The sequence below is a fragment of the Aequorivita lipolytica genome (assembly GCF_007997135.1).
GTDB lineage: Bacteria > Bacteroidota > Bacteroidia > Flavobacteriales > Flavobacteriaceae > Aequorivita > Aequorivita lipolytica.
In genome coordinates this window covers 181,408-202,925 of sequence record NZ_VORU01000002.1, presented here as the reverse complement: position 1 = coordinate 202,925, position 21,518 = coordinate 181,408, and the positions used below count along the sequence as shown (strand labels likewise).

Annotated in this window: 24 protein-coding genes; 12 read left to right on the top strand and 12 right to left on the bottom strand. The window is 38.0% G+C overall.

Features of this window, described 5'->3' with window-relative positions; translation table 11 throughout:
* The first annotated feature begins 365 nt into the window (after window positions 1-365).
* Window positions 366-563, top strand: a complete 198-nt coding sequence (locus ESV24_RS03410; protein WP_146743135.1) for a hypothetical protein — start codon at window positions 366-368, stop codon at window positions 561-563.
* Here the strand turns inward: ESV24_RS03410 and ESV24_RS03405 are convergent.
* Entirely contained in the window at window positions 544-1,131 is a 588-nt protein-coding gene (locus ESV24_RS03405; RefSeq protein WP_111815266.1) for a riboflavin synthase, read from the bottom strand. The genes ESV24_RS03410 and ESV24_RS03405 overlap by 20 nt on opposite strands.
* A 240-nt stretch (window positions 1,132-1,371) precedes the next feature.
* Between ESV24_RS03405 and pdxA the strand changes: the two genes are divergently transcribed.
* The 9 genes from pdxA to ESV24_RS03360 all read left to right on the top strand — a co-directional run bounded on the left by pdxA (window position 1,372) and on the right by ESV24_RS03360 (window position 8,814).
* Window positions 1,372-2,433: a 4-hydroxythreonine-4-phosphate dehydrogenase PdxA gene (pdxA, locus tag ESV24_RS03400; protein WP_111815265.1), complete on the top strand. Its 1,062-nt coding sequence runs from the start codon at window positions 1,372-1,374 to the stop codon at window positions 2,431-2,433.
* 81 nt (window positions 2,434-2,514) lie between these two features.
* Window positions 2,515-3,060: a YceD family protein gene (locus ESV24_RS03395; RefSeq protein WP_111815264.1), complete on the top strand. Its 546-nt coding sequence runs from the start codon at window positions 2,515-2,517 to the stop codon at window positions 3,058-3,060.
* 9 nt (window positions 3,061-3,069) lie between these two features.
* Complete coding sequence (rpmF, locus tag ESV24_RS03390; RefSeq protein WP_111815263.1) at window positions 3,070-3,267, top strand: 50S ribosomal protein L32; 198 nt, start codon at window positions 3,070-3,072, stop codon at window positions 3,265-3,267.
* A gap of 171 nt (window positions 3,268-3,438) precedes the next feature.
* Window positions 3,439-4,437: a beta-ketoacyl-ACP synthase III gene (locus tag ESV24_RS03385; RefSeq protein WP_111815262.1), complete on the top strand. Its 999-nt coding sequence runs from the start codon at window positions 3,439-3,441 to the stop codon at window positions 4,435-4,437.
* 36 nt (window positions 4,438-4,473) lie between these two features.
* Complete coding sequence (gene accB / locus ESV24_RS03380; protein ID WP_111815261.1) at window positions 4,474-4,965, top strand: acetyl-CoA carboxylase biotin carboxyl carrier protein; 492 nt, start codon at window positions 4,474-4,476, stop codon at window positions 4,963-4,965.
* Window positions 4,966-5,042: 77 nt separating this feature from the next.
* The gene (gene accC, locus ESV24_RS03375) at window positions 5,043-6,395 is read left to right on the top strand and encodes an acetyl-CoA carboxylase biotin carboxylase subunit (RefSeq protein WP_111815260.1); all 1,353 of its coding nucleotides are present in this window, start codon (window positions 5,043-5,045) and stop codon (window positions 6,393-6,395) included.
* Window positions 6,396-6,528: 133 nt separating this feature from the next.
* Window positions 6,529-7,647, top strand: a complete 1,119-nt coding sequence (locus ESV24_RS03370; RefSeq protein WP_111815259.1) for an NAD(P)/FAD-dependent oxidoreductase — start codon at window positions 6,529-6,531, stop codon at window positions 7,645-7,647.
* Window positions 7,640-8,359, top strand: a complete 720-nt coding sequence (gene mtgA, locus ESV24_RS03365; RefSeq protein ID WP_111815258.1) for a monofunctional biosynthetic peptidoglycan transglycosylase — start codon at window positions 7,640-7,642, stop codon at window positions 8,357-8,359. The genes ESV24_RS03370 and mtgA overlap by 8 nt, the downstream gene beginning before the upstream one ends.
* A complete protein-coding gene (locus tag ESV24_RS03360; protein ID WP_111815257.1) occupies window positions 8,356-8,814 on the top strand; it encodes a 3-oxoacyl-ACP synthase in 459 nt (152 codons plus the stop codon). The genes mtgA and ESV24_RS03360 overlap by 4 nt, the downstream gene beginning before the upstream one ends.
* A gap of 10 nt (window positions 8,815-8,824) precedes the next feature.
* Here ESV24_RS03360 and ESV24_RS03355 read toward each other — a convergent pair whose 3' ends face one another.
* On the bottom strand, window positions 8,825-11,083 hold the full coding sequence (locus ESV24_RS03355; protein ID WP_111815256.1) for an FUSC family protein: 2,259 nt from the start codon (window positions 11,081-11,083) through the stop codon (window positions 8,825-8,827).
* Between the two features lie 166 nt (window positions 11,084-11,249).
* Here ESV24_RS03355 and ESV24_RS03350 point away from each other — a divergent pair, with 166 nt between their 5' ends.
* Entirely contained in the window at window positions 11,250-12,245 is a 996-nt protein-coding gene (locus ESV24_RS03350) for an NADP-dependent oxidoreductase (RefSeq protein ID WP_111815255.1), read from the top strand.
* 2 nt (window positions 12,246-12,247) lie between these two features.
* On the opposite strand, the gene ESV24_RS03345 is transcribed toward ESV24_RS03350, so the two are convergent.
* The 5 genes from ESV24_RS03345 to ESV24_RS03330 all read right to left on the bottom strand — a co-directional run bounded on the left by ESV24_RS03345 (window position 12,248) and on the right by ESV24_RS03330 (window position 15,297).
* Entirely contained in the window at window positions 12,248-13,195 is a 948-nt protein-coding gene (locus ESV24_RS03345; protein ID WP_111815254.1) for an ABC transporter ATP-binding protein, read from the bottom strand.
* A 9-nt stretch (window positions 13,196-13,204) separates the two neighbouring features.
* Window positions 13,205-13,600: a hypothetical protein gene (locus ESV24_RS03340; protein ID WP_111815253.1), complete on the bottom strand. Its 396-nt coding sequence runs from the start codon at window positions 13,598-13,600 to the stop codon at window positions 13,205-13,207.
* 2 nt (window positions 13,601-13,602) lie between these two features.
* Window positions 13,603-13,767 (bottom strand): hypothetical protein, encoded by a 165-nt coding sequence (locus tag ESV24_RS15250; protein ID WP_170227859.1) that lies wholly within the window; start codon window positions 13,765-13,767, stop codon window positions 13,603-13,605.
* A gap of 57 nt (window positions 13,768-13,824) precedes the next feature.
* Window positions 13,825-14,844, bottom strand: a complete 1,020-nt coding sequence (gene pheS / locus ESV24_RS03335) for a phenylalanine--tRNA ligase subunit alpha (RefSeq protein ID WP_111815252.1) — start codon at window positions 14,842-14,844, stop codon at window positions 13,825-13,827.
* A 96-nt stretch (window positions 14,845-14,940) separates the two neighbouring features.
* Window positions 14,941-15,297, bottom strand: coding sequence for a hypothetical protein (locus tag ESV24_RS03330; RefSeq protein WP_111815251.1), 357 nt, complete (start codon window positions 15,295-15,297; stop codon window positions 14,941-14,943).
* A gap of 104 nt (window positions 15,298-15,401) precedes the next feature.
* Here ESV24_RS03330 and ESV24_RS03325 point away from each other — a divergent pair, with 104 nt between their 5' ends.
* Window positions 15,402-15,956 (top strand): CvpA family protein, encoded by a 555-nt coding sequence (locus ESV24_RS03325; protein WP_111815250.1) that lies wholly within the window; start codon window positions 15,402-15,404, stop codon window positions 15,954-15,956.
* Between the two features lie 7 nt (window positions 15,957-15,963).
* Here ESV24_RS03325 and ESV24_RS03320 read toward each other — a convergent pair whose 3' ends face one another.
* The 5 genes from ESV24_RS03320 to ESV24_RS03300 form a co-directional block, all read right to left on the bottom strand.
* Entirely contained in the window at window positions 15,964-17,814 is a 1,851-nt protein-coding gene (locus ESV24_RS03320) for a SulP family inorganic anion transporter (protein ID WP_111815249.1), read from the bottom strand.
* Window positions 17,815-17,868: 54 nt separating this feature from the next.
* A complete protein-coding gene (gene can / locus ESV24_RS03315) occupies window positions 17,869-18,501 on the bottom strand; it encodes a carbonate dehydratase (RefSeq protein ID WP_111815248.1) in 633 nt (210 codons plus the stop codon).
* Between the two features lie 123 nt (window positions 18,502-18,624).
* Window positions 18,625-18,939, bottom strand: a complete 315-nt coding sequence (locus ESV24_RS03310) for a hypothetical protein (RefSeq protein WP_111815247.1) — start codon at window positions 18,937-18,939, stop codon at window positions 18,625-18,627.
* A 44-nt stretch (window positions 18,940-18,983) separates the two neighbouring features.
* A complete protein-coding gene (locus ESV24_RS03305) occupies window positions 18,984-19,733 on the bottom strand; it encodes an SH3 domain-containing protein (RefSeq protein ID WP_111815246.1) in 750 nt (249 codons plus the stop codon).
* A gap of 11 nt (window positions 19,734-19,744) precedes the next feature.
* The gene (locus ESV24_RS03300; protein ID WP_111815245.1) at window positions 19,745-21,517 is read right to left on the bottom strand and encodes a BatD family protein; all 1,773 of its coding nucleotides are present in this window, start codon (window positions 21,515-21,517) and stop codon (window positions 19,745-19,747) included.
* Window position 21,518: the final 1 nt, after the last annotated feature.

The following is a 21,518-nucleotide window of genomic DNA, read 5'->3' as shown; positions in this document are numbered from 1 at the left end:
TCGAAGTGAGCCCATGCGGTGTACTGAGTTTATCGAAGTATGGGACCACTTTTTAATACCGATACGTTCTTTATAACTGAGACTTTTGTTGAATCTAAAAGATAGTGGCGAGAAGTTTACACTGAGCATTTCGACTGCGCTCAATATAAACTAAGTCGAAGTGAGCCCATGCGGTGTACTGAGTTTATCGAAGTATGGGATCACTTTTATATAGCTAGGAATAAGCCTATAAAACCCGATTAAAAGATAATTTTTCAGGTTAAAACGAGTTATTAAGCATTCAATAACTCATTTTTTTATTTTAGGATAAAAAAAATTATTACTTTAGGCGCATAAATACGATCCCAAATCGTTATTGAACAACCATGGTTTTACTTATCTATAATCTATTTATGTTTGTTGCCCAAGCTACTTCTGGTGGTGAGGGACCACCGCCGCCGTCCCAAAATCGTCCACCTCAGTTGCCTATTGATGATAACATTTGGATTTTGATTGCAGTTGGTGTTCTTTTCGGGATTTATATTATTTACAGAAGAAACCGATCTACAAGTAAGGCTGCATAAGATTTTTTACATATTTCCCTATAATATCAAATTCTAAATTTACTTCGCTTCCTTCTTTAATTGTTTTAAAATTTGTATTCTCAAAGGTGTAGGGGATAATCGCGACACTAAATTTTCCTTTTTTAGAATCAACCACCGTAAGGCTTACCCCATTTACAGTAATTGAGCCTTTTTCAACAGTATTGAATTCTGAGTTATTATACTCAAAAGTGAAAATCCAGCTTCCATTTGCATCTTCAACTTTTTCACAAATGGCTGTTCCATCTACGTGACCCTGTACCATATGTCCGTCAAGCCTATCACCAAGTTTCATAGCTCTTTCCAGATTCACCAAAGAGCCTTTTGTGAGCGTTTTTAGGTTGGACTTATCCAAAGTTTCTTTAATAGCAGTAACCACGTATGCATCTTCCGTTATTTCAATGACAGTTAAACACACGCCATTGTGAGAGACACTTTGGTCTATTTTTAGTGCTGCTGCCAATGGGCTTCTTACTTCTATATGAAGATTTTCGGCTTCTTGGGTAAGGTGGTTTATTTCGCCAACGGTTTCAATAATTCCTGTAAACATGTTTCAATTTAATCATTTAACTTTTTGTACATTTTGAAAAGATTTCTCCAATTTTGCCCCAAACCCTTCCGCGTGCCGCCAAAGCTTTAGCGCAGGAGCAAAGGGATAATTGGAGAAATCTTCTTTCCATCCTTTAGGACTGGAAGAAAAGAAAGAAGATTTCGGGTTAATTATGGAGTATTTTAATCAAAATGCACAATGGGTTAGTTACATTTGTATTGCAAAAATAACAATTAAAAAATGAGCAGAGAGGATAAAATAGTGGTCGGTATTTCCATTGGCGATATTAACGGGATTGGAAGCGAAATAATTCTGAAAACGTTTGAGGATTCGCGCATGCTGGAATTTTGTACGCCTGTTATTTTTGCCTCGGTTAAGCTGATGTCTTTCTTCAAAAAACATTTTGAAACAGATATTAATTTCCACGGAATTGATAAAATAGAAGATCTTATTCCGAAGAAAATCAACGTGCTGAATGTTTGGAAAGAACATGTGGATATCGCTTTTGGTGAAGAAACTCCAACTGGGGGCGAATATGCCATAAAATCCTTAAAGGCGGCTGTTGAAGCTTTAAAGAATAAAAAGATAGACGCTTTGGTTACTGCCCCCATCAACAAATCAAACATCCAATCTGAAAGTTTCAATTTCCCAGGCCATACAGATTATTTGGCGCAAGAGTTGGAAGGCGAAAGCTTGATGCTTTTAGTTTCTGAAAATTTACGCGTTGGTCTCTTAACGGATCACGTTGCAGTAAAAGATGTTGTAAAAAACATTACTCGTGAACGTATTGACAAGAAAATAAACACGATTTATCATACATTAATTGAAGACTTCGGAATTGAAATGCCGAAAATCGCAGTTTTGGGCATCAATCCACATACGGGAGATAATGGTGTAATTGGCGATGAAGACGACACACTTTTGCGTCCGGCGCTGGATAATATCCGCAAAAATGGAAAAATGGTTTTCGGTCCTTATGCGGCAGACAGCTTTTTTGGCTCCGGCAATTATAAAAATTTTGACGCCATTATCGCTTCCTATCACGATCAAGGTTTGATACCTTTCAAAACCCTTGCTTTTGGGAAAGGTGTAAACTTCACCGCTGGGCTTAACCGCATTCGTACCTCGCCAGACCACGGAACCGCTTTTGACTTGGCTGGAAAAAATTCTGCCAATTATGAATCCTTTCGCGAAGCGGTTTTCAGCGCAATTTCAATTTTTGAAACCCGCGAAGAGTATCAGGAAATTTCAAAAAATCCGCTTCAAACAAACCGTAAAAGAGGCTTCTCAAAAAAGAAATAAAAAAACTAATTGCTATTCAAATATTTTTTTATCTTTGCACCCGCCTTATCCGTAAGGTTAAGGTCTTAAATAGGTGTGAAAATGAAGGATTTGAAAGAGTTTACCATCCCTTTCGTAGGGCTGAAATTAGGCAAACACCAGTTTAACTTTGAATTAAAAAAAGCGTTCTTTGAGCATTTTGAGTATGACGAATTTAATGACGCTGCCATTAATCTCGATGTACTGCTGGAAAAAATGAGCACGTTATTAGAGTTCACATTAACATTTAATGGAACTGTAAACGTTGCTTGCGACACAACAAATGAACCCTTTGATCAAGAGATCTCTGGAACCTATCATTTTGTGGTAAATTTTGGTGAGGAATACAATGACGAAAATGAAGATTTACTCATTTTGCCCCACGGAAGTTACGAAGTGAACATCCAGCAATATATTTATGAATCCATTGTGCTGGCTATGCCTTCACGAAGAATTCATCCCGGGGTAAAAGACGGTACATTAAAAAGTGATATACTCGAAAAACTTGAAGAGCTAAGTCCGAAAGCGATAGATGAAGAAGAAACGCCCGAAGACGAAAATACTGATCCCCGATGGGATTCATTAAAAAAACTATTAACGGATAAATAATAAATAGCAATGGCACATCCTAAGAGAAAAATCTCGAAAACAAGAAGAGATAAGAGAAGAACGCATTACAAAGCTACTGCCCCTACAATTGCAATAGACCCAACAACTGGTGAGTCCCATCTTTTCCATAGAGCTCATTGGCATGAGGGAAAAATGTATTACCGTGGTCAAGTTGTTATTGATGCAACTGAGCAGGTAGAAGCATAATCGCCTTTATTTTGATTTAAAACTCTCACAGCAACGTGAGGGTTTTTTTGTTTTTTTACTTTGCAAAAAGTCAAAAACAACTTAATTAGTGCCGAATTTCAAGTAAAATTTAGTAATTTTCACTCTTTTTAAAAGATTTTTGGTCTTTTTTGTGAATTCTAATTCAGCTTTATGAATACTATCACGGCAGCTATCACCGCTGTAGGGAGCTACGTGCCAGATTACGTTCTCTCCAACGAAATTCTGGAAACAATGGTAGATACCAACGACGAGTGGATTACCAGTAGAACCGGAATTAAGGAAAGGAGGATATTGAGAGATAAAGACAAAGGCACCTCCTATCTTGCTATCCAAGCAGCAAAAGACCTTCTTCAAAAAAGCAATACAGACCCAGCTGAAATTGATTTGGTTATCATGGCAACGGCAACGCCAGATATGCCAGTAGCAGCAACAGGCGTTTACGTGGCTACACAAATAGGAGCGGTAAACGCTTTTTCATATGATTTGGTTGCAGCCTGTTCCAGTTTTCTCTTTGGAATGTCAACAGCAGCCCGTTATATTGAATCCGGAAAATATAAAAAAGTACTTCTTATTGGCGCAGATAAAATGTCGTCAATTATTGATTATACAGATAGAACAACCTGCATCATTTTTGGTGATGGAGGCGGCGCTGTTTTATTTGAACCCAATACGGAAGGATTGGGAGTGATGGATGAATATTTGCGCACCGATGGAGTGGGAAGACCTTTTCTGAAAATTGATGCGGGCGGATCATTACTTCCGGCATCAATTGAAACTGTTACAAATAAGCAACATTTCGTTTTTCAGGAAGGAAAAACAGTTTTCAAATTTGCAGTTTCAAATTTGGCAGATGTTTGCGAAAAAGTAATGAAAAAAAACGATCTTTCAAGTGAAGACATAGATTGGCTAGTGCCACACCAAGCCAATAAACGAATTATTGATGCTGCTGCTTCGCGAATGAAACTTCCCCAGGAAAAAGTAATGATGAACATTCACAAATATGGCAATACTACCTCCGCAACTTTGCCGCTTTGCTTGGCTGATTATGAAAAACAATTAAAAAAAGGAGATAACTTAATATTTGCTTCCTTTGGTGGAGGCTTTACTTGGGGTGCCGTTTACGTAAAATGGGCCTACGATTCAAAATAATTATTTTAACCAACTCGAAAGACTAACACGTGTAATATGGATTTAAAAGACATTCAAAACTTAATCAAGTTTGTGGCAAAAAGTGGTGCCAGCGAAGTAAAACTTGAAACTGACGACATAAAGATTACAATAAAAACAGGATCTGAAGAAAGCAGAGGTGAGACAACCTACATTCAGCAAATACCTGCTATGTCGCAACCTCAAATGCAAATGCAGCCACAATCTGCTGCAGCGCCTCAACAAAACGATACTTCATCCCAAGATGCTGCTGAGGCCGCAGACTCTAAACTTATAACTATCAAGTCACCAATAATTGGCACTTTTTACAGAAAACCTTCTCCAGATAAACCCGTTTTTATTGAAGTGGGAAGCAATATCAAAGAAGGCGATGTGCTTTGTGTGATTGAGGCAATGAAACTTTTCAACGAAATAGAAAGTGAAGTTTCAGGGAAAATTGTAAAAGTTTTGGTAGACGATTCTTCTCCGGTAGAATTTGACCAACCCTTATTTTTAGTAGATCCATCTTAATATAAACCCCAAATTTCAAATCCCAAATTCCAAACCTTTGGAATTTGTTTTTTGTTTTTTGTTATTTTAGAAACGTTATGTTTAAAAAAATATTGATTGCAAATAGGGGCGAAATAGCATTGCGAATTATCCGCACCTGTAAAGAGATGGGTATTAAAACGGTCGCCGTTTATTCTACCGCCGATGCGGAAAGCCTGCACGTTCGTTTTGCTGACGAAGCAGTTTGCATCGGGCCACCGCCAAGTAATTTGAGCTACCTAAAAATGTCAAACATAATTGCCGCTGCAGAAATTACTAATGCAGACGCAATTCACCCAGGCTACGGATTTCTTTCGGAAAACGCAAAGTTTTCAAGAATCTGTCAGGAGCACGGTATAAAATTCATTGGTGCCTCTCCCGAAATGATTGAGCGCATGGGCGATAAAGCCTCCGCAAAAGCTACTATGAAAGCGGCTGGAGTTCCAACAGTTCCCGGAAGTGAAGGAATTATAGAATCTTTCGAAAAATGTGAGAAACTAGCCGAAGAAGTTGGTTATCCCATAATGCTGAAAGCCACTGCTGGCGGGGGTGGAAAAGGAATGCGTGCGGTTTATAAAAAAGAAGAACTTAAAAAAGCTTGGGAAAGCGCTCGCCAAGAAGCTTCCGCAGCTTTTGGAAATGACGCTATGTATATGGAAAAACTCATTGAAGAGCCACGCCATATCGAAATCCAAATTGTGGGCGATAGCACGGGTAGAGCTTGCCACTTAAGTGAACGCGACTGCTCCATTCAGCGTCGCCACCAAAAGCTTACTGAGGAAACTCCAAGCCCTTTTATGACGAAAAAACTTCGTACCGATATGGGTAATGCGGCCGTAAAAGCTGCAGAATATATTAAATATGAAGGCGCCGGAACCATAGAATTTTTGGTGGACAAACACCGTAATTTCTATTTTATGGAAATGAATACCCGAATTCAAGTAGAGCATCCCATCACCGAACAAGTAATTGATTATGATCTTATTCGTGAACAAATCTTGGTTGCTGCCGGAGTGCCTATTTCTGGAAAGAATTACACACCACAGTTGCACGCCATAGAATGCAGGATAAACGCAGAAGATCCTTATAACGACTTTCGCCCATCGCCAGGTAAAATTACCGTTTTACACGCACCGGGAGGTCACGGCGTGCGTTTAGACACTCACGTTTATGCTGGCTATACAATTGTGCCGAATTATGATTCAATGATTGCAAAGCTTATTACAACTGCACAAACGCGTGAAGAAGCCATCAGCAAGATGAAACGTGCTTTGGATGAATTCGTGATTGAAGGAATAAAAACTACAATACCATTCCACCGTCAATTGATGGATGAACCAGATTATGTGGCCGGAAATTACACTACTGCCTTTATGAATACCTTTAAAATGAACGAACCCGAAGAGGAATAAATAAAGTAAATAATACGCAGTGGCAGTATGTAGTGCCTGACTGCAACTGAATACTGTAAACTTTTTAAGAGCATCAAATTCCAAAAAACTATCTTTGGAATTTGATGCTCTTTAATTTCAATTTTCTTTTAATATGAATCTCTCATTTTGGGAACATAAAACTTGGCTTTCAAACATTGATTTCGCAATTATCGGTAGTGGAATCGTAGGTTTGAGTTGTGCTTTGGAACTTCGGGAAAAGCATCCGAAAAGTAAAATTGTAGTGTTTGAGCGCGGTATGCTTCCCAGCGGCGCTAGTACCAAAAATGCTGGATTTGCTTGCTTCGGAAGTATTTCAGAAATATTGGAAGATTTAAATAATCATTCGGAAGAAGAAGTAATCCAACTTGTGAAAAGTAGGGTTGATGGCTTAAAACTACTCCGAAACATTTTGGGAGACAAACAACTTGATTACAAGGAATACGGTGGTTACGAACTTTTCACAGAAAAAGATGCTGCCCTTTTTGAAACCTGCAAAACAAATATTTCCTTTGTAAATGAATTGCTGAAACCTATCTTTAATGACGCTATTTTTTCAGAAAAAGAAAATCATTTCGGCTTTAAAAATATTCAGCCAAACTTGATTTATAGCGCGTTTGAAGGCCAAATTGATACCGGAAAAATGATGCTCGGTTTAATTAAAAAAGCTTCGGAAGAAAACATTTTAATATTGAATGCTTCGGAAATCACAAACATTTCAGATAATGGCGAAAGTGTTTCACTTCAACTAAATTCATCAAAAGACATTTCAGTAAAAAAAGTTTTTATTGCTACCAATGGTTTCGCAAAGCAATTTTTAGAAGAAGATATTAAACCAGCGAGAGCGCAAGTTTTGATAACTGAACCTATTAAAAATCTTCAAATAAAAGGAACCTTTCACTTGGATAAGGGCTATTATTATTTCAGAAATATTGAAAATAGAATCCTTTTGGGTGGCGGGCGAAACCTGAATTTTAAAGCTGAAGAAACTACCCAGATGGAATTGACAGAATTGGTTCAAAACAAGTTGGAGCAATTACTTAAAACCGTAATTTTACCAACTCAATCTTTTGAAATAGAAGCTCGCTGGAGTGGTATTATGGGAGTGGGAAATCAAAAAAAACCAATCTTGAAAGCAGTGTCCAAAAACGTTTTTTGTGGTGTGCGATTGGGCGGAATGGGAGTTGCCATAGGCAGTTCCATTGGTAAAGAATTAGCTTGTTTGTATGATTAAAAAACTATTCAAATTTATTTTTAAATTTTTCCTTTGGTTCATCGGGCTTACAGTTCTTTGGGTATTGCTATACAAATTCGTTCCAGTTCCGTACACGCCATTGATGGCAATTCGCTCCATTGAGGGTAATAAAGATTACGAAACCCGCCACGATTGGGTGCCAATTGAAGAAATTTCTCCGTATTTACAACTAGCTGTTATTTGTGCCGAAGACCAAACATTCTTAAGTCACAGCGGTTTTGATCGTGAAGCCATAGAAAAAGCATTAAAAAACAACGAAAAAGGAAAAAAGCTTCGTGGCGGTAGTACCATTTCGCAGCAGACAGCTAAAAACGCTTTTTTGTGGCCTGGCCGCACTTGGTTTAGAAAGGGGTTGGAAGCATACTTTACGTTACTGATTGAAACCCTTTGGAGCAAAGAGCGCATTTTGGAAGTATATCTAAACAGCATTGAAATGGGCAATGGCGTTTTTGGCGCTGAAGCAGCTTCGCAATATTGGTTTAAAAAATCTGCAAAAAATCTTCGTACTGAAAATGCGGCTGCAATTGCTGCAATTTTGCCCAGTCCACAGCGCTACAGAGCAAATCCGCCCGGTAATTACGTTGCCCGAAGAACGCAATGGATCGTTCGGCAAATGCTTTATTATGGACCATTTATATTGGAAAAACAGGAGCCAAAGGAGGATAAAAAGAAAACCAAAAAGAAAAAATGATCGCAGTAGAACTTAAAACCGAATTGCTGCAACACTGTCAAAAACAGGTTGACAATCGTTATTCGAAAATTAAACAAACCATTGTTGACATTGAAGAATCTTTGCTGGAAGAATCTAAAAGCAGCAGTGGCGATAAACATGAAACTGGTCGTGCAATGCTACAAATAGACCGTGAAAACGCTGGGAAACAATTACAGGAAATTGAAAAGGTTGTACAGATTCTTAAAAAGATTGACGTAAAAGCCACCTCAGATTATGCACGTTTGGGGAGTTTGGTCTATACGGATAAGTATACCTATTTTATCAGTATTTCTATAGGTACGGTTGCAATTGGTAAAACAGATTATCTCTGTGTTGCTCTAAATTCTCCAGTGGGAATGCTTATTTCTGGGAAAAATAAAGGAGACGAATTTAACCTTAACGGAAGTGTTTATAAAATTACGAGTGTGAAGTAAAAACAAGTTTTCAAAACTGGGTTTCGCGCAAAAGTTTTGGCATTTTAGCACTCATTGTTAATAACCATTTTAGTTGTTCTCGTACCAAATGTGCTTCTTCAATTTTTGAGTGGAAACCTTCCGATTGCGATGCTTTTTCTTCTTCAGAAAAAATTATGCTCTTTCCAAAAGTTGCATCAAAAAGATCTTCGGAATGTGATACAGGCTCATTTTCTTGTGAAGTATTTTCAGAAGGATTTTGTTCAATTTCTTCCTTTAAAATTCCTTCCGCTTCTGAAAGGTTCTGAATTATGCTTTCAGAAACCTTATTGAAGTTTTTTGAAGCAGGGGTGGTTGGATTGTTTAAAATGTAAGTGCTCAGGGAAGCCATAGAGGATAAGAAAGTATGGTTAAGCACGGTTATTTCGTAAACCTTATCCAAGCTTTTCTGTTTTGATTTTGGCTCCTGTGTCATCCGTTGGAAGGCAGCGCTGAGATCAGACATTTCCAAAAAAGCTTTTTTACGGGCCACTTTATACTCCGAAGGAACATTTCCTTTTTTGTTGTAGAAATTTATAATTTCTTCCAAATAAATTCTATTCGCCTTAATGGTTTCCAATAATGTTTTTTGCATTCCCTGAATTTCCCATGCTGGCCAAAGAATTAGGTTTCCCAGGGTTGCCAATCCAGCGCCAATCAATGTATCCATCACGCGATATTGAATTACGTTGAAAATATCTGGCCGCATTAGCGCATAAATAAATACCACACTCAGCGTAATAAAAGTTGCCGCCGCCTTATAGTTACGCTGTACCATTGAAAAAGCGATTACCAGTGAGCCGATAGCCAAAATACCGTAAACCGTAGTATTTTGAGTTAACAGAACAATACCTACAGCCAAGGCACCGCCAATAAGAGTTCCGATAGTTCTTTCTTTGGAACGTGTTTTTGTAAGCCCAAAAGTGGGACGCATAATTACAATTAATGTGAGCAGAATCCAGTATGGATTTTGGACCGAAAACAGTATACCCACGCCATAACCAATCATAGTCATTACAGCAAGCCGCAGCGAGTGTTTAAAAATTGGTGAGCGTAAATTGAAGTTTTCAGTTAGGACTTCAAAATCGTAATTCTGTTTTGTTAAAAATCTTCGTGAATCTTCTTTTTTAAGCAATGAAAGCTCACGTTGTGCAGGGTTTTTTAGAAGCCATTCTATTTTTTCGATTTTTTTTATTTGCTCTTTTTGATACTTGAAAAGATTTTTGAGCAGCAATAAATTTTCATCAAAGGTTTCATTTGAAGCCGATGCATATTTGGAGATATCGTTTTTAATCTTTTTGTGAAACTCTTCAATTTTAGTGTTATCCCGAAGCCTTTTAGGAGTGGAAATATTTGCGGCAATTACATTCAGCCTGCTACTCATCGCAAAAAGTAAACCTTGAAAATCTGCCAGTTGCGCTGGTTTCTTTTCAAAAAACGCATCAGTTTTTGTATAGTTTACTGGGTTTGCCATTGCCAGTTCCAGCATATCTACCAATTGTACAAAAATGAGCAGTCGCTTGCCTTCATAATCACTTTTTCCAGAACCCGTTCGGCTTGCAATCAAAATATCCCGCAACGTTTCGTGAATGTTGGTTAAGTCAGTCTGCAGGTTCAACAGTTTTTTTAAAAGCTCTGTGCGGTCTGTTGTTTCGGCAACCAATTCTCCCCGCGTTTTTAAATAATCTGCTGTTAGTTTGAGTGTTTTTGAAAGATAATATTCTGTGGGCGCCTTTGGAAAAATAAAATGCCAAAGCAGCGCAACTGAAGCATACCAAAGCCCACCGATACCAATAAGCAGCATTCTTTCATAAGGCTCCATCCCACTGCCCGAAACATTTGAAAAACTAAGCACCAAAGCAAAAAGGCCCGAAAAACTAATAAGGGAAGCGCGAAAGCCATAAATAGAAATATAGGAAATGGCAAACATTAAAATTCCCAAAATGGGAAAGAGCAACCATAGTGAAAGGTGCAAATAACCACCAATCAAACTTACAAGCATTGCTAATAAAGTGGCGAATAAAATTCCTGTAGTTTTATGGCGAATACTCCCGCTTACATCACTTGGCGATGCAAGCAAAGCCCCAACAGTAATAGTAATACCAATTTGTAGCGCATCCAGTTTTACTCCCGCAATTATAGGAAGTGTTAGTGCAATTCCCAGCAATATGGCTTTGGAAAAATCGGTACTTTTAAAGAACTCAGAAAGGTCTTTTAAAGAAGAAAAAAGTATGTTTTTTGATGATTTCAAAAGTAATTGGTTTCAGAACTTGCAAAGGTATTACGCTTAAAAGCTAAGTTCGTTAATCTTATCAGAAATGTAAGTCTGTTATACTTTTATTAAATAAACAAAGGTGTTATGGCAGTTGTCTTTTTAAGCTTTAATTTTATGAAACCGAAATAAAAAAACAGCACCGATGAACAAAGTAATTTTATTGAAAAACCGTCCAAAAGGAAGACCATCACCGCAAGATTTTGAGTTTACCGAAGAAGAAAAATCACAAATCAAAGAAGGCGAAATATTACTGAAAACCAAATACGTATCCGTAGATCCCTATCTGCGCGGAAGGATGCGCGACGAGAAATCTTATATAGCCCCTTTTGAAGTTGGCAAACCTTTGGAATCTGGTATTATCGCAGAAGTTGTTGAATCTAATAATAAGAATTTCGAGAAAGGCGATTTTGTAAATGGAATGCTTCAGTGGAAACAGTTTCAAACCTCGAACGGGAATGGATTAAATAAAGTTGATAGCAAAAAAGCGCCGCTGAAAGCCTATTTGGGCGTTTTGGGATTAACAGGGATGACAGCATATTTAGGTTTAGAAAAAATTGGTAAACTTGAAAAAGGCGAAACACTTTTAGTTTCTGGAGCTGCGGGCGCCGTGGGTAGCGTTGTTGGCCAGATAGGAAAAATAAAAGGATGCAGAGTTGTGGGAATTGCGGGCAGTGAAGAAAAAATTGACCGAATTCAAGAGAAGTTTGGTTTTGACGATGCAATCAATTATAAAACCACAAAAGAAATGAAAAAGGCGATTGCCGAAGCCTGTCCCGATGGTGTGGATGTTTATTATGACAATGTAGGTGGCGAAATTCTTGATGCTGCTCTTCAAAATATGAATAAATACGGACGCATAATAAACTGCGGCGCTATTTCACTTTATAATAAAACCGAAACACCAACTGGGCCGCGTGTTGAAACAACACTCATTAAAAATAGTATTTTAATGCAAGGGTTTACGGTACGTGATTTTGTAAAAGATTTTGGTCCCGCCCAAAAACAATTAGCAGCGTGGATGGAGCAGGATAAACTTAACTATATGGAAACCGTGGTTGAAGGTTTTGAAAATATTCCACAAGCGTTTATTGACTTGTTTGATGGGAAGAATAAAGGGAAAATGATAGTTATGGTTTAGTATTATTCTGAAATTTTCAGATAACTAATATTTCCTTTTCTCAGTGGAAATGGGTTGTTGAAAAATATTATTTTGCCATTATAATCTGCTTCAGCTAAAAAATGAGTTCCTTTAAAATAGCACTTTTTCACGGTAACTTCTAGTTTTGTTTTCTCTTCGGAAATTTCAAGTTGGTGTGGAAAAACGATGATTTCTGCCGAAGCCTTTTCGGAAGAAAAGAGTTTTTCCGGAAGTAGATTTGCTTCTCCAAAAAACCCCGCCTGATATTCAGTTGAAACATTTTTGTAAATAAATTCTGGCGTTCCGTACATTTCTTCGGTGCCGTTTTTCAGCATTAAAATTTTATCTGAAAATGCTAAAGCCTCTTCACTGTCGTGGGTCGCGGTGATGCAACTGATATTTTTTTCTTTCAAATAACTGAAAATTTTCCGCTGTAATTTACTTTTTAGAAAGGTGTCAATATTACTAAAAGGCTCATCCAGCAAAAGGATTTCAGGTTCGTTTGCCAAAGCTTTCGCCAAAGCTACGCGCTGTTTTTGTCCGCCGCTTAAGTTTTTTACTAGTGTGTTTTTGAAGGTTTCCAATTCAACGACTTTCAAAAGTTCGTCAATACGTTTTTCATCCTTTTCTTCATCCAACCGCGAAAGATGTGAACCCAAGTTTTCGGCAACGGTGGTGAAAGGCATAATTTTGAATTCTTGCGCTACAAGCTTTATAAATGGTTCGCCGGGAATGAGCGTTTTGGTTGGGCCGAGAAGTTTTTTTTCGTTGTAATGAATCGTCCCGTTTTCTAAATGGAGCAAACCGTAAACAAGATGTAAAAGTGTAGATTTTCCGCAGCCGCTTTCCCCGAGAATGCTGAGATGTTCGCCAGGTTTCAGCGTGAAATGAATGTCTTTTAAAATGGTCCTTTCGGAATAGGAAAAGGAATCGATTTCAACTTTTAGCATCACAAGATATTATTTTGCCAAAATTCCTTCGCTTTCCAAAACTGGAATTTCAACTATATTTTCTTCAGAAATACTGTTCGGTTCAAAAATGAATTTGCGTTCAAAGAGTTTATTTTCAGCAAAAAAAGTGACCAAATATTCATTCGTAAAACCCAAAACTTCTGTTGGAATGAACTCTACTTTCGCTGAAGATTTTGGTTTCAAATTTCCCAAACCGTGACGTAATGTGGAAGTTTTTTTATCGTCACTTTTACCGCGAGATAGCACTAAAACAGTATCAATTTCGTCCTCGCGATTGTTCACCAAATAAACGTTCCAAAGTTGTTGAGTAAAATCTTTGTCCCATTCCTTTACGGCAATAATATGCACGCTTTCGGCTTTGGGGATTTCAATATCTTTTCGCATAACTAATCGTCAATTTTCCACATAATCCAAACTACCAAAAGCGCTATTGCCGCAACGCCAAGCAAAATTGCGCCCAGCACAATCTTTATGGCTGCGATTATAAAAGTAAAATACGCCACAATAAGTGCAACGATGACTAACAAGGCAATAACGAGGTATTTTTTCATAGTAATTTTATTTGGAATTAAGTCTTGTATCTTATGCGAAACGGTCTTATATCTTTTTTAGAGTACACTTTTAAATTGTTCCAAAAATCGAACATCGTTTTCGCTGAACATTCTTATATCGGGAATTTGGTGCAAAAGCATCGCGATACGATCTATGCCAACGCCAAAGGCAAAGCCTGAATATTCTTCGGGATCTATGCCGCAGTTTTTAAGTACGTTGGGATCAACCATTCCGCAACCGCCAATTTCTAGCCAGCCTGTTCCTTTGGTGATTCTATGATCTGCTTCGGTTTCTAATCCCCAATAAACGTCAACTTCAGCGCTTGGTTCCGTGAAAGGAAAATAGGACGGACGAAGACGGATTTTAGATTTCCCAAACATTTCAGTAGTGAAATATTGTAACGTTTGCTTTAAATCTGCGAAGCTTACGCCTTTGTCCACATACAAACCTTCCACTTGGTGGAAAAAGCAGTGTGAGCGTGCGGAAATGGCTTCATTTCTATAAACACGACCCGGTGAAATGGTACGAATAGGTGGTTTGTTATTTTCCATATACCGAACCTGTACCGAAGATGTGTGCGTGCGCAACAAAACGTCTGGATTGGTCTGGACGAAAAACGTATCCTGCATATCGCGGGCAGGGTGATATTCGGGCAGGTTTAGTGCTGTAAAATTATGCCAGTCATCCTCGATTTCGGGCCCTTCGGAAACGTTGAAACCGATGCGCAAAAAGATGTCGATAATTTTGTTTTTTACAATAGAAATAGGATGACGCGAACCCAACGGAATCACTTCGCCCGGACGGGAAAGATCGCCGTAAACGCCTTTTGTTTCTGTGCTGTTCTCCAATGCCTCTTTCAGCGAATCTACTTTTTCCTGCGCGGTGTTTTTAAGGGTGTTTATAACCTGCCCAAACTCCTTTTTCTGCTCGTTCGGCACATTTTTAAACTCGGCAAAAAAGTCGTTTAAAAGTCCTTTTTTACCCAGATATTTTATACGGAAGTTTTCTATTTCTTCTTTATTGGTTGAAGAAAAGGCTTGTACTTCGGCTATGTGTTTTTTTATTATTTCTATCATTTTAAATCTTTTTTTGCCACGAATTCACTAATGATTTTTTGTAGTGTAACACGCGTATAAGCGCAATTATGTTTTTGATTTTTTTTAATTAATCGATTAAATAATCACCTCCTTCTCCACAAAATACTGCACAATAGCCTCCTTCATCAATACACTTTGTTCACCGGCTTTTAATGGCGGTAATTGTTCTAAAACGTGATAATGCGGCCAGCCTTCTTCGTCTACGTAATCAAACTGGTAATATCCATAAGGTTCTAAAACTCGGCAGATGGCAATGTGCATTAGGTTGAGTTTTTCGTCTTTTTTAAATTTTCGATGTAATTGACCCAATTCCTGCAAACCGATTAAATAGATAATTGCGTCCAAATCTAAAATCTCGCCATCGGCAAAGCGGTTGCTTAGTAGTTTAACTACTGCTTCCCATTGCATCTTCAATTGTTCGTCGCGTGCCATTTTTCATATATAAATTAGGCTGCAAAGATACATTTTACAATTCTGAATTGTGAATTCAAAATTCAGAATTTGGAAAATGGTATATTTATGAAAAATTTCAGGATATGAACACTATCGACATTGTTATAGGCATCATTTTTATCATCGCTTTTTTTGTGGGGTTTAGCAAAGGTTTGCTTCGATCACTCGCTTCATTAATTGGGATTGTGGTTGGCGTTTATTGCGCGATGTTTTTTTCGGGCTATGTGGGCGATTATCTTATCCGTTGGTTTGATTGGAGCACAGATATTACCACCATTATGGCGTTCGTTATAACTTTTTTATTGATAATGATTCTGTTCAGTATTTTGGGAAAGCTTTTAACAAAAGTTGCCGATTTTGCGATGCTGGGTATTTTCAATAAGCTTTTCGGCGGAATTTTTAATGTGCTGAAATTCGCCTTTTTAATAAGTGTGGTTTTTATGTTCGTAAACGCTTCAAAAGACTATAGAATTCTTACTGAAGAAAAACGCGATTCATCCATACTTTATGGGCCAGTAGCATCTATTGCGCCAGCAGTGTTGCCCACAATAATGAAGGAAGTTGATAATTTAAATATCAATGATTCTGAAATTACTCCTGAAGAAAGCCCCGGCGAAACGGAGCTTCCTATAGAGTAAGATTAGTTTATATCACGTTTTTTATGTTACCACGTGCATATTTAACCGCTTCTTTAAAGTCGGTAAAAATTAATTCTTTCGGAACCAAATCTGGAATAATATCTATCTTTTCCATCATAACACGTGGTTGTGCCTGAAGGCCTTCAAATATTGGCTTAATACCTCTTTGTGAAATTTCCATCAACACTTCTTCCATAGCATAAAGTCCGGATTGATCTATATACGGTGTTTTCCCCATTCGTATAATTACGTGGGTTGCAGTATCTGGAATTTCCTTTGCCAGTTGTTGAAAATCTGATGTGTAACCAAAAAACAGTGGTCCTTCCAAACGTTTGATAAAGACTTCTTCTTTCAGTTTTTCAGGAAAATTCAGCTCGTCGCTCCAAGCCATCATAAGTTCATCAGCATTTTTCAATGGAACAACTTTTGATTGGTCGGCGGTAAGATCTCCAATTTTCTTCATAAAAATAATGGAAGCCAATACAAGTCCTATTCCCACAGCATAAACGAGGTTCCAAAATACGGAAAGCAATAACACCACAATCATAATGGTTACCTCAGCCTTTTGCATTTTAGGGATTGCTTTTAAACCTTTATAATCCATAACGCCAATACCTACAGTTATCAAAATTCCTGCAAGTACAGCCGCTGGAATTTGTGATGCTATTGGGCCCAATGCCAATAATATAACTAACAATAGAACTGCGGCAATCATACCAGAAAGTTTGGTTGTTCCTCCAGATTTTATGTTTACGACAGTACGGATAGTTGCGCCCGCTCCTGGGATTCCACCAAAAATTGCCGCAACACTGTTTCCTATTCCTTGTCCCATCAGTTCTTGGTTTGGATTGTGTTTGGTTTTCGTCATATTGTCCGCAACTACAGAAGTTAACAATGAGTCAATACTTCCTAAAAACGCAAGCGTTAACGCTGTAAATACATAAGGGGAAATTTGCCCAAATTGAAATTGACTGAACATCTCCAAGTTCGGAATCGGGAAACCACCGGGAATTTGATCAATAGGTTGGTAATCTAGTTTCAAAAAATAAGCACCTACGGAAACCACAAGCAGTGCCACCAATGTACTGGGCACTTTTGTTGTAATTTTTTTGAAACCGTAAATAATAAAAATGGTAAGCGAAGCAAGAATGAATTCCAACCAATCAATATTTGCAATTGCTCTGGGCAACGCTATAATAGCCCCGGCTACGCCAGAGTTTTCAGCCTTTGCGAGTGTTTTGGATTCCTGAAGAATATCTTCTTCTGAAATTTGTTCAGATCTGCTTATGGTTTCTTTAAAATCTTGTAAAACCAAGATGCCTTCTCCAGCTTCGTCTTGGAGGATTTTGTTCATAATTACTTCTTCAGCCTGGGGATTGAAGGTTTCAATATAAGCAGTGTCTTCTTCAGTGTAATAACCCAAGACGGGCAATAACTGAGTGATTAAAATGATAACACCAATTGCAGTCATAAAACCAGAAACCACGGGATATGGAATATACTTTATGTACTTTCCTACGCCTGTTATTCCCAATAGAACCTGCATTAGGCCTGCCATTAGAAAGACAAGTAAAATATAAGGAAGGGCTTTCTCTAGATCTCCATTGTTTGTCGCAATAATTCCGGCAACCAGAACCATAGACACCGCCGTCATAGGAGCTGTGGGCCCGGAAATTTGGGTGTTGGTTCCCCCAAAAAGTGATGCGAAAAAACCTATGAAAATAGCGCCGTATAAGCCCGCATCGGGCCCAAGACCTGATTGAACACCAAATGCAAGTGCCAATGGTAGGGCAACAATTCCTGCCGTAATCCCACCAAATAGGTTACCCCTAAAATTTGAAAATATATTTTTAGTCATAAGTATTTATTTAAGATTAGTGTAATTGAGCTCAAAACCAAATTTTAGTTAGGCTTAAAAATTGAGTTGATACACTTTGTCCAGTTCGGAGTCGTTACTCACATTTACATCAAGGTCTTTAATCAAGCCCGATTCAAGACCGTAAACCCACCCGTGCAGGTAGAGTTCTTGCTTATTGTGCCAAGCGTTTTGAACAATAGAGGTTTTGGCAAGATCAAAAACCTGTTCTTTCACATTCAATTCCACGAAACGGTTGAATCTTTCTTTTTCATCAGCCACACCATCAAGTTCATCTTTATGGAGCCTGTAAACATCTTTAATGTGTCTTAGCCAATTGTCGATCAATCCAATAGATTCATTCTGCATTGCGGCTTTTACACCTCCACAGCCATAGTGCCCACAAACAATTACATGTTTCACTTTTAGGGCGTTAACAGCATAATCCAGAACACTTAGCATATTCATATCTGTATGCACAACCATATTAGCAATGTTGCGCTGTACAAATACCTCACCCGGTTGGGCGCCAATAATTTCGTTCGCCGGTACGCGGCTGTCAGCACAGCCAATCCAAAGCACTGGCGGGCTTTGGCCTTTTGCGAGATTTGTAAAATAGTTAGGGTCAAGTTCTAATTTTTCTTCTACCCACTTTTTGTTGTTTTCTATAAGCGTATCGTATAATTTCATTGGTGCTTCTTTTAGCGTTTAATTGTGAATTGTCTCCAAAGCCAATAGAATTGACATATATTTCCAGTTGAATAGGCAACGGAAATATTTTTTGAAGAAATAATTAGGAATGTTGGGGAAATATTAAGCGATTCGAGGCGGCGGCGAAACCACGTCTATAAAGACTTTGGAATAGTCGTCAATATGAAAAATATCTTTATTTTTTTGTTTTTTCAGAAATTTCAGAAATTTATAATTGGATTGGGTTTTTTCAATAAAGAAAACAAAAGACTTGGGCATTTTGTTTGAATTCTCTTCCTCGTTCATTGAAAAAAAAGTAATAACATCAGCTTGATTACCAGAAATACTAATAATAGCAGGCGTTATAAGAAAACTTGTAAATACTAGCAACAATAAAATACTGGTTATCCTCAACTTATTTTTTTTGGAGAAATTCAAAATTAGCAGATTGAACTTAAATTCCTGTTAAGTAAATATTAAAACTATAGTTGTTTTAAATCTGAAGCAGGTATCCAACCGTCTTTTCCGTCTGCTAAAGTGATGCGAAACCAGTTTCCATCCTGCGCTAAAATCTGAACTTTCGTTCCTTCGTGCAATACAAAAGCTACGTTGCTTCCCATAGTTGGTTCGGTTTTTACTTCTATTTCACTCGCAAAAATAACGGCGGGTTGGTTTTTTGTGTAATCGCCGTAGGTAAAAAAAGCCATCGTAAGCGAAGCGATCATAAACAAACCTGCAAACATAGAACCGACGAACAATAATCGTTTTCTTTTTTCGGAATAGGAAAAATAATAAAGAAGAAAAAGTGCTACAAAAAGAAACGAAATCACAACTGAAAAAATGGCCCAGCCATTAAAGGTAAATAACCCGGCAACATTTTTGTACCATTTTGAAAAAACCGTCTGCGGCAATGTTTCAATAGAATCAATACGTGCGTTTTCGGCAAAGGAGAGGTTGTTTTTTATGTCATCATCGTTTGGGACGAGCTGAAGCGCTTTTTCGTAATAATAAACGCTTGGGCCAATGTGGTTCAGTTTATACTGCGCATTTCCTAAATTGAAATACAGCTCTGCAGAATGTTCGCCTTTGTCCAAAATCTGCATCCAAGCATTGATGGCCTGTTGGTATTTTCCGTTTTTGTAGAGTTCTTTTCCTTGGTTAAAAAGTGTTTCATTTTGACCAACACTTGTGAAGGAAATAAGTAAAATAAATAAGTACAGCAGCTTTTTCATCGTCTTCAGTTTTACTGTATTTGTTTATCTATGTTTGAAATCACTTCCAACGCTTTGTTGTAATCTTGTTGCACAGATACTTCGGAAGAGGAAGCATAGCGTGCAAATTCGCAACTTTTCAGCAAGTCAATGAAATTTTCAACCATTGGATTTTCCACGTTTCGTTCCAACAACATTTTTGAAATGAGGCTTTTTTCCATTTCGGAAGTTTCAATATTCAGTTTCGCTTTTAAGTAATTGTGAAGCGCGCGCTCTAAAGATTCATAAAATGTAACTGGATTTGATGTATTCCGCTTTGCTTCGGAAAGGTATTTTTTGGCAAGTTTGTTTGCACGGCGTAGTTTGTTTCCTTCCACGTCATTTAAACGTGCTTTGCGTTTTTTACCTGCGAGAATAAACAGTGGAATCAACAAAAACGGCCCGCCCAAAAGCGACCAAAATAACGGAGATTTAAAAAATTCTTCCTGTGAGATGGATTCCAAATTGGCATCCAGTTTTATGTATTTGAAATTATCTTTGGAAAGAACAACCTGCTTTTTCGAATCGTTGGAATTGGTACTCTCGGTTGCCGAACTTATTGGCCCATTTTTAACTTCAATAGTGAATTCTTTTGAAGAAATTGTTCTATACTTTTCAGTCTTCGGATCAAAGAAAGAAAAGGTTATTGGATTTACGGGATATGTTCCTTTAAATTGAGGCACAATAGTATAGGAATCGGTTATGGAACCTTGCATTCCGGCAATAGTTGTATTTACACTTTCGCTGTGTTCAGGCTCATAAACTTCCAAGGTGTTCGGAAGTTTAACAGTTGGGGCGGTGAATAATTTCAAATTTCCCTTTCCCGAAACTTTTACGTCAAGTTGCAAAGATTCGTTCGCGTTTAGGGCGGTTTTATTTGTAGAAACTTCAAAGGTAAAATCGCCAACGGCGCCGTTAAAGCCATCGGGTCTTCCTTCCAAAGGTAGAGGTTTCACATTAATTGCACGCTTTCCAGCAGAAATGGTTTTATTAACACGCTCCATCACTCGTCGCCCAAAAATATCGCGGCGGTTTCCTTGAACGTCAATTGGAATATCTAGCGTGAGCGGCTCTATTTCCAATTCTCCAGTTTTTTGTGGATAGAGAACGGTAGTTCTTAAAACAACGAAACGATAATCTTCGCCATTGTATTTTCCTTCGGAAACTTTAAAATTGTTTTGATTGTCAATATTTTGGCTCCAGAAGTCGGCGTATTTTGGAGTGTCAATTTCTCGCCATTGACTGGTAATACTCACATCGTGCGAAACATATAATTTGTAAGTAACGGTAATCGCTTCGTTAAGAAATGGACTGGCATTTGAGATTTCTGCCACCAAATGCACGTTTTCGCTTGCTACATATTCTGCATTATTACCATCTTTTGGAACCTCTACGGCGGCGGTAATTTCTACCTCAACTGGAAGCGTTTTATAGGTTTCCCCTTCTACTTCAATAGTAGCTTGGGCAATGGTAACTTTTCCACGTGTCTGTGGAGATAAGAAGTAAGAATAGGTTTTTGAAAAGCTCCTTTTACCATTTATCCAAGAATTACTGATAGATTGATTTGGGCCGCCAACAACACGGAAACCATCAAAATTTGGCGGTCTAAAATTGTCGCCGTCTTGGTTCATTTCAAAATCTATTCGCAAACGCTCGTTTATTCCAAGCTTTTTCTTGCTCACTTTTGCGTCAAACTGAACCTGGGCCGTTGCAACAATGCTGCACAACACAAAACCTAAAAGGAATAAAAAATTCTTCGTCTTCATA